At 56.2% G+C, this 14,341-nt stretch carries 15 protein-coding genes; 10 read left to right on the top strand and 5 right to left on the bottom strand.

Annotated elements, in window-relative coordinates:
- Positions 1–4: 4 nt before the first annotated feature.
- The 3 genes from GS605_RS17335 to GS605_RS17325 all read right to left on the bottom strand — a co-directional run bounded on the left by GS605_RS17335 (position 5) and on the right by GS605_RS17325 (position 3,668).
- Positions 5–1,267, bottom strand: a complete 1,263-nt coding sequence (locus GS605_RS17335; protein ID WP_171724797.1) for an MFS transporter — start codon at positions 1,265–1,267, stop codon at positions 5–7.
- A gap of 71 nt (positions 1,268–1,338) precedes the next feature.
- On the bottom strand, positions 1,339–2,412 hold the full coding sequence (locus tag GS605_RS17330; protein ID WP_171724796.1) for an alpha/beta hydrolase: 1,074 nt from the start codon (positions 2,410–2,412) through the stop codon (positions 1,339–1,341).
- 227 nt (positions 2,413–2,639) lie between these two features.
- A complete protein-coding gene (locus tag GS605_RS17325; RefSeq protein ID WP_171724795.1) occupies positions 2,640–3,668 on the bottom strand; it encodes a DUF1214 domain-containing protein in 1,029 nt (342 codons plus the stop codon).
- A gap of 141 nt (positions 3,669–3,809) precedes the next feature.
- Between GS605_RS17325 and GS605_RS17320 the strand changes: the two genes are divergently transcribed.
- The 3 genes from GS605_RS17320 (at position 3,810) to GS605_RS17310 (ending at position 6,577) form a co-directional block, all read left to right on the top strand.
- The gene (locus GS605_RS17320) at positions 3,810–4,832 is read left to right on the top strand and encodes an AraC family transcriptional regulator (RefSeq protein ID WP_171724794.1); all 1,023 of its coding nucleotides are present in this window, start codon (positions 3,810–3,812) and stop codon (positions 4,830–4,832) included.
- A gap of 341 nt (positions 4,833–5,173) precedes the next feature.
- On the top strand, positions 5,174–6,190 hold the full coding sequence (locus GS605_RS17315; RefSeq protein WP_171724793.1) for a hypothetical protein: 1,017 nt from the start codon (positions 5,174–5,176) through the stop codon (positions 6,188–6,190).
- A 180-nt stretch (positions 6,191–6,370) separates the two neighbouring features.
- On the top strand, positions 6,371–6,577 hold the full coding sequence (locus GS605_RS17310; RefSeq protein WP_170782160.1) for a helix-turn-helix domain-containing protein: 207 nt from the start codon (positions 6,371–6,373) through the stop codon (positions 6,575–6,577).
- A gap of 409 nt (positions 6,578–6,986) precedes the next feature.
- Here the strand turns inward: GS605_RS17310 and GS605_RS17305 are convergent, their stop codons facing one another.
- A complete protein-coding gene (locus tag GS605_RS17305) occupies positions 6,987–7,244 on the bottom strand; it encodes a hypothetical protein (RefSeq protein ID WP_171724792.1) in 258 nt (85 codons plus the stop codon).
- 330 nt (positions 7,245–7,574) lie between these two features.
- On the opposite strand from GS605_RS17305, the gene GS605_RS17300 reads away from it, so the two are divergent.
- From GS605_RS17300 to GS605_RS17285, 5 genes are all read left to right on the top strand, one after another.
- Positions 7,575–8,441: a site-specific integrase gene (locus GS605_RS17300; protein ID WP_171724791.1), complete on the top strand. Its 867-nt coding sequence runs from the start codon at positions 7,575–7,577 to the stop codon at positions 8,439–8,441.
- Positions 8,441–9,274, top strand: a complete 834-nt coding sequence (locus GS605_RS17295) for a hypothetical protein (protein ID WP_171724790.1) — start codon at positions 8,441–8,443, stop codon at positions 9,272–9,274. The genes GS605_RS17300 and GS605_RS17295 overlap by 1 nt, the downstream gene beginning before the upstream one ends.
- A 205-nt stretch (positions 9,275–9,479) precedes the next feature.
- On the top strand, positions 9,480–9,992 hold the full coding sequence (locus GS605_RS21290) for a recombinase family protein (RefSeq protein WP_371807777.1): 513 nt from the start codon (positions 9,480–9,482) through the stop codon (positions 9,990–9,992).
- Entirely contained in the window at positions 9,989–11,131 is a 1,143-nt protein-coding gene (locus tag GS605_RS17290; RefSeq protein WP_371807776.1) for a recombinase family protein, read from the top strand. The genes GS605_RS21290 and GS605_RS17290 overlap by 4 nt, the downstream gene beginning before the upstream one ends.
- 197 nt (positions 11,132–11,328) lie before the next feature.
- Positions 11,329–12,465 (top strand): site-specific integrase, encoded by a 1,137-nt coding sequence (locus GS605_RS17285; RefSeq protein WP_216600226.1) that lies wholly within the window; start codon positions 11,329–11,331, stop codon positions 12,463–12,465.
- 162 nt (positions 12,466–12,627) lie between these two features.
- Here GS605_RS17285 and GS605_RS17280 read toward each other — a convergent pair whose 3' ends face one another.
- Positions 12,628–12,984, bottom strand: coding sequence for a hypothetical protein (locus tag GS605_RS17280; protein ID WP_171724788.1), 357 nt, complete (start codon positions 12,982–12,984; stop codon positions 12,628–12,630).
- Positions 12,985–13,234: 250 nt separating this feature from the next.
- Between GS605_RS17280 and GS605_RS17275 the strand changes: the two genes are divergently transcribed.
- A complete protein-coding gene (locus GS605_RS17275) occupies positions 13,235–14,011 on the top strand; it encodes a hypothetical protein (protein ID WP_171724787.1) in 777 nt (258 codons plus the stop codon).
- 143 nt (positions 14,012–14,154) lie between these two features.
- A partial coding sequence (locus GS605_RS17270; RefSeq protein ID WP_216600224.1) for an AlpA family transcriptional regulator occupies positions 14,155–14,341 on the top strand: 187 nt, incomplete at its 3' end.

Genomic DNA, 14,341 nt, shown 5'->3' with positions numbered 1-14,341 from the left:
TGCCTTAGCGTTTCTGGGTTGGTGCAGATTTGAGACTGGTGGTCTCTGCCGCCTTAAAGTTGGTTTGTTCAGCTTTTGCTGCAGGTGCGACCGTTTTAATCCGCACAACAACCAAGGCTGTGAAAGCGGCCATCACGATGGCGAGCATCCAGTTCATGGCCAGGTCGCCAAACACAGCCGAGACAACGCTTGTCAGGAGTGGGCCGATAATGCCGCCAATGGTGAACACAAAAAGCATGGTTACAGCACTCGATGCTACATAAACGGGCACGGTCCGGTCCATCGCATGCGCCAGCAAAAGCGCATAAAGCGTGAGCATCGATCCACCGAGCAGAACCAGACCGACAAATAGGAGACGGTAGAGGGGTGTTCCCACCAAGCTCGCATGGCGAACACCATCCCCGGTGGAAAAGAATGCGAAGATCAAGAGCGCGAAAGTTGCCACTGCGGAGGCGACCAGAATGACCTTCCGGCGGTCCATCCGGTCAGAGGCAAGCCCCAGCGGGTAGAGAAACAGGATACGCCCGACGTAGACCGCGCCCATTGCGATCGCTACGTCCACGGCGTCGACGCCCATGGTCGCCGCCCGATATGGCACAACATTCATGAAAACCGTGGAGACTATGCCAACAGCGAGCGCGCCAAAGGCAGCTGTGGGGGCATCTATGAAAAGGGCTTTTACACGCACATTGGCCCGCTCTTTGCCTTCCGGTGGCGTGCTTGGCGCGGCTGCAATCACGACGATAGCGAGACAGTACAGCAAAGACACCAACACAAAAGACTGGTTCAAATCGTCTGGAGTCACGATCACGATAACCTGGCTCAACACCGACATCAGGCCCAGAATGATGGCAAACACCGCAAGCAGGCGCCCGCGCGACGTCCCATCCACAGTTTCGCTGATCCAAGCGTCGCCGATGGCAAACAGCCCGGCTGTGGCGATGCCTGTCATAAGCCGCACAAACAAAAGGGTGGGTTCGTGATCTGTGACCGAAAAGAGCAAAGCCGCAGCCGTACAAATAGCGGCGGCCGCCGAAAAGGCGCGGATGTGGCCAATACTGGTGATCCAACCAGCGATGTAAAAGCAGCCAATCAGGAACCCCAGCGAGTAGGCCGCCGGTGCAAGCGCGGCGATTTCCTGCGAAGCACCGGTTTCCGCGAAATACAGGGCGACAATTGTGCCGGACGCCGCGGTCACCAGTTGGATCGCGGCAACAGCAATGAAGAGATATTTGAGAGTGTGAATTTGAGCGCTGAAACTGGGCATATGCGCACCTTTGAGAAAAATTCGGGGTTGGACGCCCAAGGCAACTGTGTCGATTGCCTTGGGCCGTGGGCTTACTTCAGATGAAGGTCAAAGAAGGCGTTCAGCTCGCGCAAAGCATCTTGCGATTCCGGGGCATCGACCATGAAACCTGCGATGTAGTCGCCGTGCGCCTGACCGTCATAGACGTGCAGGTCGGCAATCACATCCGCATCCCGCATGGCGCGGTGCATCCGCACTGTATCGCTGAGCAACAGATCCCGCGTGCCACTAAGGAAGATTGCAGGCGGCATCCCCTCAAGGTCGCCATAGACCGGAGAGAGATACGGATCGTCGGCGTTTTTGCCGCCCGCATACAGCTCAAAAGTGCCCGCGATTACGCCCTCATGCTGGCCAAGCGGATCAAGACCTTCGAGGGTTGTCCAGCTGTCAGACACATTGGCAAGATCGGTGGCGGGCGTGCCAGCCATGATCGCACCCGGCACCGGCAGACCTGCGTCCCGCAGTTGCAGAGTTGTAGAAAGCGTCAGGTTGCCGCCCGCCGATGTCCCAAACATGGCGATTTTGGCTGGATCATAGTTCTGAGTGATCTCGCCCCAAACCGCAATCACGTCATCGGTTGCTGCCGGAAACGGGTGTAGGGGCGGGCGACGGTAATCTACAGAGATCACCTCTACACCCAGCCCATTTGCCAACCAAGCGGCCTCCATGATTGCCGCTTTGCCGCCGTTGAACACGAAAGCGCCGCCATGAACATGAACAAAAACGGTGTCGGCCCAACGCGGGTCGATTTCCTCAGGCGTGACGAGATATGTCGTAACACCCGCGATCTGACCAACACTGAAATTGGCTCCGGTTTTGGCCAACATCGCCTCGGCCCCTTGCGCAGACGCTGCATCAAATTGGGCTTGGAAAGACAGCCACTCTTCCAGTGTCTCCGGAACCGCCGGCATTCCTACGATCTCGCGCGAGCCAATCAACTCGGCCAATTCTGGGGATACGCCCACTGGGACAGGCACCGTGCGCTCTGCCAACGGCAAGCCATCAGTCGCGGTTTTCACAGGGGGTTCAGCGGCAAAGGCCGGTACCGAAAGCGCTGCAACAAGAGCAGTGGTCAGGGCAGTTTTCAGAACGGAACGACGTTTCATTTCAATCTCCTACGTTTTAGGTGTCCGTGTTTGTCTTTGATGAACCTGAGGTAATTTCGCGCCTTGCACCTTGCGACCGCCGAAAGTGATCATTTGACGACAAAAGGGCGTCTGCTTGGGGCTTTTGTCTTGAAGCAGACCTGTGATGTGCAAACCAAGGGAGGCAGGTGGCAAAATAAAGCCCCGGTCGGACAACCGCCGACCGAGGCAATGACGCGAAGCGTTGATCAGGATGTCTGATCAATGGGCAGGGCAATCGGGAAGGCCCAGCCATCTTCAAGGATCTCTGGACCCGGCTGATACAGGCGCACGACGTAGTTCCACCCGTCCATGATCGGCAAACAGTTCACCCGACCATCCTCACAATCCCCGAAATGTATGGTCACGGTGCCGTCCTCGTTGGGAACGGAAGTCACGTTGTTGACCGAATAGGCCCCTGCGTCGTTGGGCACCATGTAACCGCTCGCATCATAGACTGTGACCGACCAGAAACCGTCTACAGGGACGTCGCCGACAGTCAGGATGTGGGGAATTGTGCCATCGCCCAACACCGGATATTGGCCGTCATGAACCGCCGCCGCAGGTGGGTTGCCGCCCCATCCGGCCGCCGCGCCGACCAAATGCGAGATTGGATTTACGGCGTCGGCCGTCCCAAACACCTCAAACGTGTTACCACTGAGCCCTTGCGCCAACGGAAGCAGCAGTTCGCGTGTCAAATCACGGGAGGCGGCGTCCCAGTTTGGTACCTCAAAGCTTCCGGCGTCAGACTGATGTACTTCAATGGCGTCCTGAAGCGTGTTGGTCAGGGCAATGTCTGATGGGTCATTCTCGTCTGCGAACGTCCTGAACAGGACCGACATATAACGCGTGCCGACCTCCTCTTCAGTGAAATGGTAGGTGCCCGCGTCATGTACAACGCCAACCACATAGTGATCCTGGTTGAGAATCAGCATGGACATAAAGCGCCCTTCGGAGTCTGGCAGCACAATCGAGGCGGGCTCGGTCAGATTGATCACGACGCCGGAATAAAGTGTATCACGGTTCATGCGGATCACATCCTGCGCATCCAGTGGTACCGGTTCGCGGATATGCATCAACCCACCAAAGCCACCCAGATCAACAATGCGCTGATGATACATGTCGGTCTCAGCTCGCACAAAATTGGTCACATTCACCGTCACCGGGGCCTCCGCAAAAGCAGGCACGGCAAGGCCTGCGGCGGCAACGATGGCAAGGAAAGAGGATACCGTTTTCATTTCAATCTCCTTTGGGGTCAGAGCGCTACCGTTCCAATTTCGGTCGCTTTGTTCGGCTCATTCCTCAGGTAGGCGGCCAAGAATGGCGTTGGGATGGGCCAAACACTTCTCAAAGTGATCAATCGACGACATAGTGAGCGCGTGCGCGACCCGATGCAGAACTCAAGGGGTTTACTCCCGACACTCGACGCCCTGGACCAGATGGCGTCCCCAAGGCTCGTTGAACGTGCGCTCAAAGATGTTGGGTTAACCCGCACGGTGCTTGAAGGCCCTCCGGTTCCGCTGCCGATACGGTATCATGCACAGCTTCTGGAAACGATTTCCGGCAAAATTGGAGAGCGCCATCTCGGGGCGATCATGGCGAAAGACTTTGCCTACTCTTCTCTCAACCGGCCTGATCCGTTTTCGAGCTATGCGCTTGGGGCTTCTCGGTTGGACATCGCCCTTCAACGTGCCGCCCGGGCGCTGCCCTTTCTCCAACGAGGGACCCAAATTCGCACACGAACCGACGGAAATTGTCTGGTATTCAGTTTCGGGGTGCAATTTGAAAAGAGCATCGGGGCTCAATTGCTTGAGCAGGAAATTCCTTCGATCCTAATCGCTCTTGTGCGTCCCTACCTTGGGACAAGCTGGGTGCCAGATTGGGTCGAACTTCCGGCTGAGCACAGGCTTCAGAAAGTTGCATTTGCACGATTGCTCGGCACAGAAGTCCGGGCCAATGCAGATTTTCCGGGGATCGCAATTCCGATGTCGCAACTTCAGACGCCGACCCGCCTTGACGAAGGCGGACGCGTGCAAATGACGGCTGCAGGCATAGAGAGGTTGCGGTTGAACCGCCCGCCCCGCACACATGCCGAAACGGTACGCCAAGCGCTTCGCATGCAACTCAACAACGGCAGCGCCGCGGTCGACGATGTCGCGGCGGCGCTTGGGGTCGGGGTTCGGACATTGCAGCGTCAGCTTCGGATCGAAGATGTGACGTTCAAGGAGATCGCGCTGTCCGAACAAGTTAGTCGGGCAAAGATGCTCTTGAGTGAAAACGACCTGAACCTGTCTCAAATCGCCTTTTATCTTGGTTTCTCCGAGGTCAACAGCTTCCGGCGCGCGTTCCGCACCTGGTTTGGACAATCGCCGACACAGTACCGTTCTCGCGCATTCAGCTAAGCTGCGGCATAGCGATTAATTCATCGAAGTCTGTGTCTGCAGTTGCTGCGGCTCCTCTTTGATCTTTGGAATGCGTGGTGAAAGCACACAGACCTGCAATTGCAGGTCACTTTAGGTAGCCGCAAGCGGACATTAGTCCATCCTGCAGCGAAGGTCCATTTTCCGCCCGTTCACGACGAATGCTGTGCTGGTCCCTAAGGTCTACTTAGGGCTCGGTGCGGTCATTCGGTGTATTGGGTTCAATGTCTGCTCTAGCGGCAAAGCGACCGGTCACTCGGCAGGCGCATGTATCCACTACAGTGCGGTGTGCAGTCTGCTACCGAAATAGCGTTAAAACCGCCTTGGACGATCAAGCATTAGCTGGAGCACAAGCTGTTCTCTTCCTGTTCTATTGTTTATGTGCAACTTTTGGAGGGGTCGACTTGCTTCAACCGGCAAGCTTCCTCAGCAATCGGTACTGCCTTGATACACGTAAGCTTTTGGATGTGCGACCAGACCCTAGAATGTGCCAAACGGAGAACAACATGAGCGCTAACGCGGACAGCGGTCTGAAGGGCAATCGAGACGTTACAGATACTGAAGGTGACTATTCCATCTATCCGCACATGGATGGGATCAAAAGCTCGATGTCGTGGAAGCTTGGCTGTTATGGAGAACGCGGCGCTCTTTCCAAGGACATGATCGGGAGCTTGGCTGAACAGTTTGACCTGCCGACTAAGCTCGTACGCGAACTCTCTGTGTTTCTTGGGAACTGCCTCAATAACGACGACGACATCGCAATCAATCTGACTGAGGTCCGACGCTCGCAAGCGATTGAACGAGGTCAAAAGCACCTCAAGCAACTTTTGCGGAAAGCAAAACAGAGTTCCATTGGTCCCCAAGAACTCCGGAACGCATTGGGCTCGCTTTCGACTTATTTCGCGGCGACGCCAGAAGATGGAGACCTTCTTGACCAAGTCCTCGACAAGCTTGAGACCGCAACGACACTTACTCAGGATGTCATAGATGACATTCGGCACATCCTTGTGACCCCCGGCGCAGTTGCAGAGATGTCGCCCCGAGACAAGCGGTTCTTGCGCGACAAACGCCGTCAGTACATCGTCGAGAGCTGCTGTTACATCTGGAAAGATGCCGGTCGCCCTCTGACCTATACAACATACTCAGACGGGCGCCCCGGAGGACAACGGCAAGGTCCGCTCGTCAACTTTATCCAGGCTGTCGTGAAGATGATCACCGAGCCGGGGCAAATCCTGAGCGGTGAGACGATCCGCGTGGATATAGACGATTTTCGCGGCAAGCTTGAGCGTGAAGAGAAAGAGCGTTGGGCGCCGCCGGAATTGGCCAATCAATACACTTAGAAGGAGCAAGCCCGCGTTGTCATGGTCACGGCATGACACGCGTTCCTGCCATACCCCCTTCTGACGACCATGCGCACCGGCAGGTTGAGACAGCGATTGACCAGTTGGTCCGATTGCTGGCTGCCCAGGCAGTACGGGAACTGGGCCGGAACGCCTCTGACCAAAAGGAGGCGCATCAGGATGCCACAGATCAATGCCAAGAAGAGCCGACCCCGCAAGCTTTTGACGGTGAAGGACGTCGCTGAACTGGACAATTGCTCGGAGAAGACGGTACGCCGTGCGATTGCGGCAGGCCTGCTTGAGGTTATTCGGGTGGGCCCCGGCGGACGCCTCATCCGCATTGATCCGGCAGCTCATGCCGCCTACCGGCAGACACATTGCTGGTAGGAACTCACGTCTATTAATGTCCATTTATGTCAATGCGTTATGTGCATTTCGGGAAGAAGGCCAGCCCGTAAGTTTCTGACTTTCTGTGCTACGCTTTTCCCGAATCGGACCTCCTGTCCACACCCGTCCACCCGAGACCTGACATGTCCAAAGGAACACAGACCCGATGACTAGCCAGAGCCCCGTTCCATTGACAATAGCCTTCGTCAAAGCCGACACACCGATGTTTGCCGAGCTTATCGAACAGCTGCGCTCCGATAGCTCTCTGACAGACGGACGCCGCCGCGATATGATCTCCGGCCTGCGCCGTGCATCCAAAGCCCTTGGATTGCCTCCTGAGGATGTGCCTTGCGATAGCCGCTGGTTGCAGCCCCGTCTTTCCAAAGTCACACCGGCTGCACTCGGTCTTTCACCAAAGAGCTGGCAAAACGCGGTCAGTGATGCACGGGCTGCGCTCGCGCATTTCGGGCTGGTGGAACGGCGCTTCAACCGGATCGATGATCTGTCTCCCGATTGGCAAGCGCTCTGGGCGAATGTACTGGCGTCCGGCGACAAGACATTGCAACCCGCGCTCTGCCGCTTCGTGCATTTTTTGAACCGGCAGGGTGTCAAACCTGCCACTGTCTGTGAGGAGCATGCTCAAGCCTATCGAGTAGCCCTTGAGCATAACGAGATCAGCAAATCTCCTGATGTTTCACATCGTGCCGCTGTCAACGGCTGGAACCTGGCGGCTCGACGTATTTCACAATGGCCCAACGTCACTCTGCCTCTGGAATCGCGCCAGAAGGTCATCACTTTTCCGGTGACCGCGTTTCCAGCGCCCTTCCAAACCGCTCTTGCAAAGCTGATACATCGTCTGTCCAATCCAGACCCCTTGGCAGATGACGGTCAAAACAGGGCACTCCGACCCCCGACCCTGTCCCAATACCAAAGACAGTTGGTTCGGTTTGCCTCCGAACTCGTTCACTCTGGTATCCCGATCGCGGAGATTGGTGGATTGGACATCCTGATCAATCCGATGATGGCTGAACGGGGTTTGCGCCAGATGTTATCGCGCACCAACAACCAGACCACAAAGATGATCAGCGAGATCGCCGCGCTGCTCCGCAACCTGGCCCGGATACTCAATGCATCCGATGACACCCGGGACGCGCTGTCGGGGCTTGCCGCGCGCCTTGCGGTAAAACCTCAGAATGGCATGACCCAAAAAAACCGAAGCCGGCTGCGGGTGTTGCAGGAGGACCGGCATCAGCAGCGCCTGCTGCTTCTGCCTGAACGGGTTTTCGCGCGACCACGCGGCACCTCCAAGCCGTATGGCTGGGCTCTGGCGCGCGAAGATGCGCTCGCCATCGCCATCCTTCTGGTCTGCCCGGTTCGCGTGAAGAACCTGGCTGACATCCACCTGGAACGCCACCTGCACCGTCCCGGCGATGGCCGAGCCTACCTGGTTCTGGAAGGCGGCGAGACCAAAAATGAGCGACCTGTCGAGTTCGAGATCCCACGGGATGTATTGCGCATGATCGACGCCCATCTCAAAACTCGCTGTCCGGAACTCTGCCCCGCGGGAACGCCTTGGCTGTTTCCGCGCCGAAAGAGATGCGATCCAATCGACCCGAACGCCCTTTCGGCACGCATCTCCAAACGGATCCGGAAGGAAACGGGGTTGGAGATGAATGCCCACCTGTTTCGGCATTTCGCGGTGATGAACTGGCTCGACGCCAATCCCGGCGGCTACGAGGTTGCGCGCCGTTTGCTCGGGCATTCGGAGGTCAGCCACACCATCAACATGTATTCCGGTCTTGAGGCACGGTCGGCGACACGCGCCTTTGCTGACCTGGTCGATGCCAAGAAAGGGCGTCGCTGATGAGCCTTATTCTGCCGCTCGACGAATGGCCCGCGCAAGACCAGGAGATGTGGCTCAACCTTCAGGCGGGAGGTGGACCGATTGACGATTGCGGCGCGCTCTCACATCTACGCGCGACCTCGCTGAAGACTTTGGAGTTGCGCTATGCCCGATGGCTGCAATGGCTGATTACAAGTGATGCGAATGCGATCACACTGCCTCCGGCTCGACGCGCGACTCTGCCGCGCCTGTCCGCTTGGCTTCGGGACCTCTCACACACCCGGCCAATGACCCGGTTGATGTTCATTGACGGCGTTTTGCGTATCCTCTCCGCGGCTGACCCGACACAGGACTGGTCCGCTCAGCGGAGATTGAAAGCGGGATTGAAGCGCACCGCAGGACGGGGTGATCGGGATCGCAAACTTGGGCGTGTGTTGTCCAGCGAGGTTCTATTCCGTGCAGGGCTGATTCTGGCGACGGGTCATGCAGAAGCGGCGCCAACATCGCTGCGCCGTATGATGTGCCTGCGGGATGGCACCATGATTGCCATGCTGGCTTTGATGCCGATGCGGCGACGCGCCTTTGCCGGCCTTCGGATTGGCATATCCTTGCATGTCACAGCAGACACCTTGACCGTCGCGCTCCCCGGGGATCTGACCAAATCAGGGCAGCCATGGGAGGCTGTTGTTCCCCAGAGTGTTGAGCCTCTCTTGCGTCGTTATGTCAACGAAGTCCGCCCCTATTTTTTGGAGCGTGGCCAACAGCAGCACGATGTCCTATGGGTTGGCAAAACTGGCTTACCTTTCAAAGAAAACGCGCTAGGCCCCGAATTGCTGATCAAACGCTTAAGCTGACGGGTCGCCGCATCCCACCGCATTTCTTCCGGGATGCCGCCGCAACGACATTGGCGCGCTCCTCTCCGGAACACGCAAAGCTGATCCGACCAATATTGGCTCATACGAGCTTCGGAACGGCAGAGCATCACTACATTCACGCCCAAACCATTGAAGCAGGCCGCGACTACGCGGATCTGATCAACCAGAAGAAAAAGGTCTGTCGATGACCCGAGTCGCAATCTATGCCCGTTTCTCCAGCCAGATGCAGCGAGACGCATCGATCGAAGACCAGATGCGACTGTGCCGGGAGCGGGCAGAACGCGAAGGCTGGACCATTGTTGAAGCCTATTCGGATCGGGCGGTCTCTGGCGCGTCCATGTTGCGTCCCGGGCTGCAAGCGCTCTTCAATGCAACCCAGGAAGGACGGGTTGATCTGATCTTGGCGGAGGCGCTGGATCGCTTGAGTCGAGACCAGGCAGACATCGCTGCGATTTTCAAACGCCTGAGCTTTGCAGGGGTCGGCATCATGACTCTGACCGAAGGCGAGATCAGTGAGTTGCATGTGGGTCTCAAGGGGACCATGAACCAACTGTTCCTCAAAGATCTGGCAGAAAAACTCGGCGCGGTCTTCGCGGGCGGGTGGAGCTTGGACGCTCCGGTGGCGGCAACAGCTATGGCTACGACGTCGTCCGGCGTCTCGGGCCCGACGGCCAACCTGTTACGGGGGAACGAGTGATCAACGCAGCGGAAGCTGAGATTGTCCGACGGGTGCTTCAAGAGTTCACCGAAGGGCACTCCCCAAAAGCCATTGCGCGCCGCCTCAACACCGAGGGTGTCCCAGGCCCCCGTGGTAAATTATGGCGTGACACGGCAATCCGGGGGCACCGCACTCGTGGAACCGGCCTTCTTAACAATGAGCTCTACATCGGCCGCCTGGTCTGGAACCGGCTGCGTTACATCAAGGACCCGGAGACCGGCAGACGTGTTTCCCGTCTCAACGATACCTCCGAATGGATCATCACGGAGGTCCCAGAGCTGCGCATCGTCGGGGATAAACTTTGGGAGGCGGTCAAACAGCGGCAGGGCGAGATCGAGGCTGATCCCCGCGTCAAAGCCATCAAGGAAACCAAGTTTTGGGAGAAGCGGCGCAAGAAGCACCTTCTGACAGGTCTTGCATTCTGCGGCACCTGCGGAGGGCCGCTCGCGACAGTCGGGCGCGACTACCTCGCCTGCTCTGCCGCCCGCAAACTCGGTACTTGTTCCCATAGGCACTCCATTCGCCGCAATGTCCTGGAAGACGCCGTTCTGGATTTGCTTCGTCAGCGTCTGATGCAGCCCGACGCAGTGGCCGCTTTTATCAAGTCCTTCAGCGAAGCCGCCAACGCAGAAGCAGGCACAGCGGAGGAAGTCCGGACCCGTCTGCAATCCGACCGGGACAAAGCCGTGCGCAAACTGAATGGGCTTTATGACGCAATCGCCGAGGGCATTCGCACCACCGGACTTCAAGCAAGACTCGAAGAGCTTGAAGCGCAGATCGCCGATCTTGAGGCGAAGCTCTCAGAACCTACGCCCTCACCGGTGCGACTGCACCCAAATCTGTCCGAACTCTATCGCTCCAAGGTCGCAGATCTGGCACAGGCGTTATCGGATCCGTCGATCCGTACAGGAGCCTTGGAGATTATCCGGGGCTTGATCGAACGTGTTACGATCCAACATGAACGGGATGGCGTGCAGATCGAACTGGAGGGTGCCCTGGCAGCAATGATTGGGCTGGCCCAGAATGAACAAAGCCGCCCTGAGGCGGCTTGTTCGAGGCTCTGTTCGACCAAGGTGGTTGCGGGAGTAGGATTTGAACCTACGACCTTCAGGTTATGAGCCTCACGGGCATATGTTTGCTGATATTTGTTAAAGCTGTTTATTTATTTACTTATCAGTATGTTGCCACTTTTTCCGATTGCTTCATGTATTCTCAACATTGTTCAAATTTGCTCCCTGATGTAGCACCAGTGTAGCACCGTCAACTTTTTGGTAGCACCAAGACAATTCAAGGATACACCGTGGCCAGTCACCGTTTGAACTTCACCAAAGCCGCCCTTTTGAAAGCACCCGCCGCGAAGAAAGGTTCGAGGGACTACTACTATGACGAACGGGAAGCGGGGTTGATACTGGCAGTGACAGCGGCAGGATCAAAGAGCTTCTACTTGTACAAACGGATTGAAGGGCGTCCAGAACGGCTACTTCTGGGCAAGTTTCCAGACATGACTGTGGAACAAGCCCGCAAGGCAGCAGCAAAGGCCAAGGGTGGCATTGCGTCTGGGGCTAACCCTCAAAAAGAGAAAAAGGCCGTGCGTGATGAAATGACCTTTGGAGCGCTCTTTGCCGAATACATGGACAAGTACTCCAAAGTTCACAAGAAATCATGGAAGTATGACGAGCGGGAAGTAAACAAATATCTGTCGCATTGGTTCCGCAGAAAGATATCCAGCATTGATCGGGCCGAGGTAGAAAGGCTTCATGCGAAGATCGGCAAGGACAACGGCTTGTATCAAGCCAATCGTTTGCTTGAACGTATTCGCTCCATCTTCAACAAGGCGATTGAATGGGGATGGAAGGGCGTGAACCCCGCTGTCGGCATCAAAAAGTTTCGGGAACAAAGCCGCGACAGATTCTTGCAGCCTGACGAGTTGCCCCGGTTCTTCGAGGCACTGGCAAATGAACCCAACGAAGTCGCACGGGACTTCTTCATGATTTCCCTTCTCACAGGTGCGCGGAAGTCCAATACGCTGGCGATGATGTGGAAGGATATCAGTTTTCAATCGGCGACATGGCGGATTGAGGAAACCAAGAACGCCGACCCACTGACTGTTCACCTTCCCCAGCAGGCAATTGAACTGCTGATCGAACGGAAATTGAAGTCAGACAGCCCCTATGTGTTCGAAGGCTCAGGCAAGAGCGGCCATCTTGCGGACCCCAAGAAGGCGTGGAACCGGATTCTAGAAGAAGCTGGAATCGACAACCTGCGCATTCATGACTTGCGCCGTACCTTGGGCAGCTATCAAGCGGCAACCGGGGCCAATGGATACATCATTGGGAAGTCACTTGGGCATCGGTCGCAGCAATCTACCGCAATCTATGCACGACTGAACCTTGATCCGGTCCGGGAGAGTGTGGACAAGGCGACCGAATTGATGTTTTCAAGAGCAACCTAGCGTGGGAATGAGCCCATAGCTGCCCTTCACGATGCCATGTATTTTATGAAATTGGGATGCTTGCAAAGTAGATGATATGTCGAAAACCTCGCAGAAAATCTCATAAAGCGGTCACTCAAAGTACCGCGAGTGGAGGCGCTAAGCACCTAAGTCTTCCCTAAATTAGCTCTTCTGGAATTCCTTCCCCTCTTCACAGTGGGCATTGTAATAGTCGATCAATTGGTCTTGGAACCTCATGAGAACCGCCATGTCGTGCTGCATCTCAGGGATTCTCGCTATTTGGTCACATTCCGGAATGAGGTGTTCTGCCAGACTGAGTGCCATCAGCTTTTCGGTGTGGCGATCAGAATCCGCCATTTCGCGCATTTTGTCGTACAGTTCCACGATTTTCTTGTCCTTCAACTTCGCCATCTTAAGGACGAAATAGAAGAATTTTTGATTGGAAACTTTGAGCTCTATGGCAACAGCCAGCTTAATATCATTTGCACGATTTCCCGCACCAGAAAACAATCCAAACATCTAACTTCTCGCACCATTTCAAATTGATAGCACCGAACATCATATTGATACTTTCGTCAAGTCGCTGTTTTCTGACATGGATCGGTCGTTCAGGAAGCTGAATTGGTCCCAAAGCACATCTCGCGTTGCTGATCCTGATGCTAAGTGGAGCGCTAGTCCGGATTGCATGTGCCATTCCAAATTCACCGTCAACACTGTCAGCGCTGTCAGCCTCTGGCATTATGCTGGTTTTTCCTGAACAAGCAGAGTCATGGACCAGGCTGACAACACCCTTCCCGGCACTGAGGCGGCACCTATTACACCATGGCAGCGCCTTATGACGGGCCACGGCTTTCTGCCAGAGCTACACCGCCTCTATGATGCCCGGTTCATGCTCGAACTTGAGATGTTGGTTGGCCCCAAGGCTGATGCCGGCAATCTGCGCGCGGGCGTTGAGGCCGCAGCGCGGGCCTATATCCGCGAGCGGCGTCGCATGCGCAAGCGCAAGCCGGGTGCGATGGAATATCGCCGCCTGTCCGCATTGTCGGATAAGCTGGAAGCGGTCTCTGTTGAACTCGCCCGGGTGCAGGATTCGCCAAACTGTTCCGGGAAACTGGCCGACGCACTGGAAACGCAAGCCCGATCATCCAACCCAAGCGCCGCCGGAATAGCAAACCTGATCGAAGGTGCATTTGGCCCCGGCGATCCTGTTGGCCATATCGCGGCGTTTGTCGAATTGTTGCATAAGGCCACCGCAGAAACGGTTGCTCTGGGCGAGCATGACACCCCAAGCAGCTATTATGAGGCCGATCTGGATCGTTGGTCTCGCAGGCCGAAGAAAACCGAAAGCCAGCCGATTGCGGCGTTAACCCGCGCCTTTCGCCCCTATTGGGAGCGCAACGCCATGCGCCCCTTTAATGCGGGCCGCTACGATCCGGCCACAAAGCAAAACAAAGCAACCGCAGTAGATGCGATTCATTTGATCGGCCAAAAACTTGATCCGGACCTGACGCGCGCGCGTGTGGTCACGGTAATGCGGGTGATATAGTCATATTTTCGCCACATTATGTGGCATTTAACCGGCATGTTTTCTTACGTAGGAAGTAGTTTTTCTTTCCTGCTTCACGCGTTTCGACCTGCCCAATCGCTCTCTAGGTTTCTCTTCATCGATCAAAATTGATGGAGGTTATCATGATCGCAAAACAGGCAGACACCCTGCTCAAACCCGAGCAAGTCGCGGAACGCCTCGGCGTGTCCACAACCACCCTTGCTACGTGGCGCTGCACCAAGCGCTACCCGCTGGCCTATGTCAAAGTTGGCCGCTTGGTCCGCTATCGCATGGGAGATGTAGAAGCGTTCGAGATCGCGCGTCTTCAGG

The organism is Ruegeria sp. HKCCD7559 (genome assembly GCF_013110575.1).
In the GTDB taxonomy this organism is placed as follows: domain Bacteria; phylum Pseudomonadota; class Alphaproteobacteria; order Rhodobacterales; family Rhodobacteraceae; genus Ruegeria.
The sequence above is the reverse complement of the archived record's forward strand: the minus strand, read 5'-3'. Positions and strand labels throughout refer to the sequence as shown.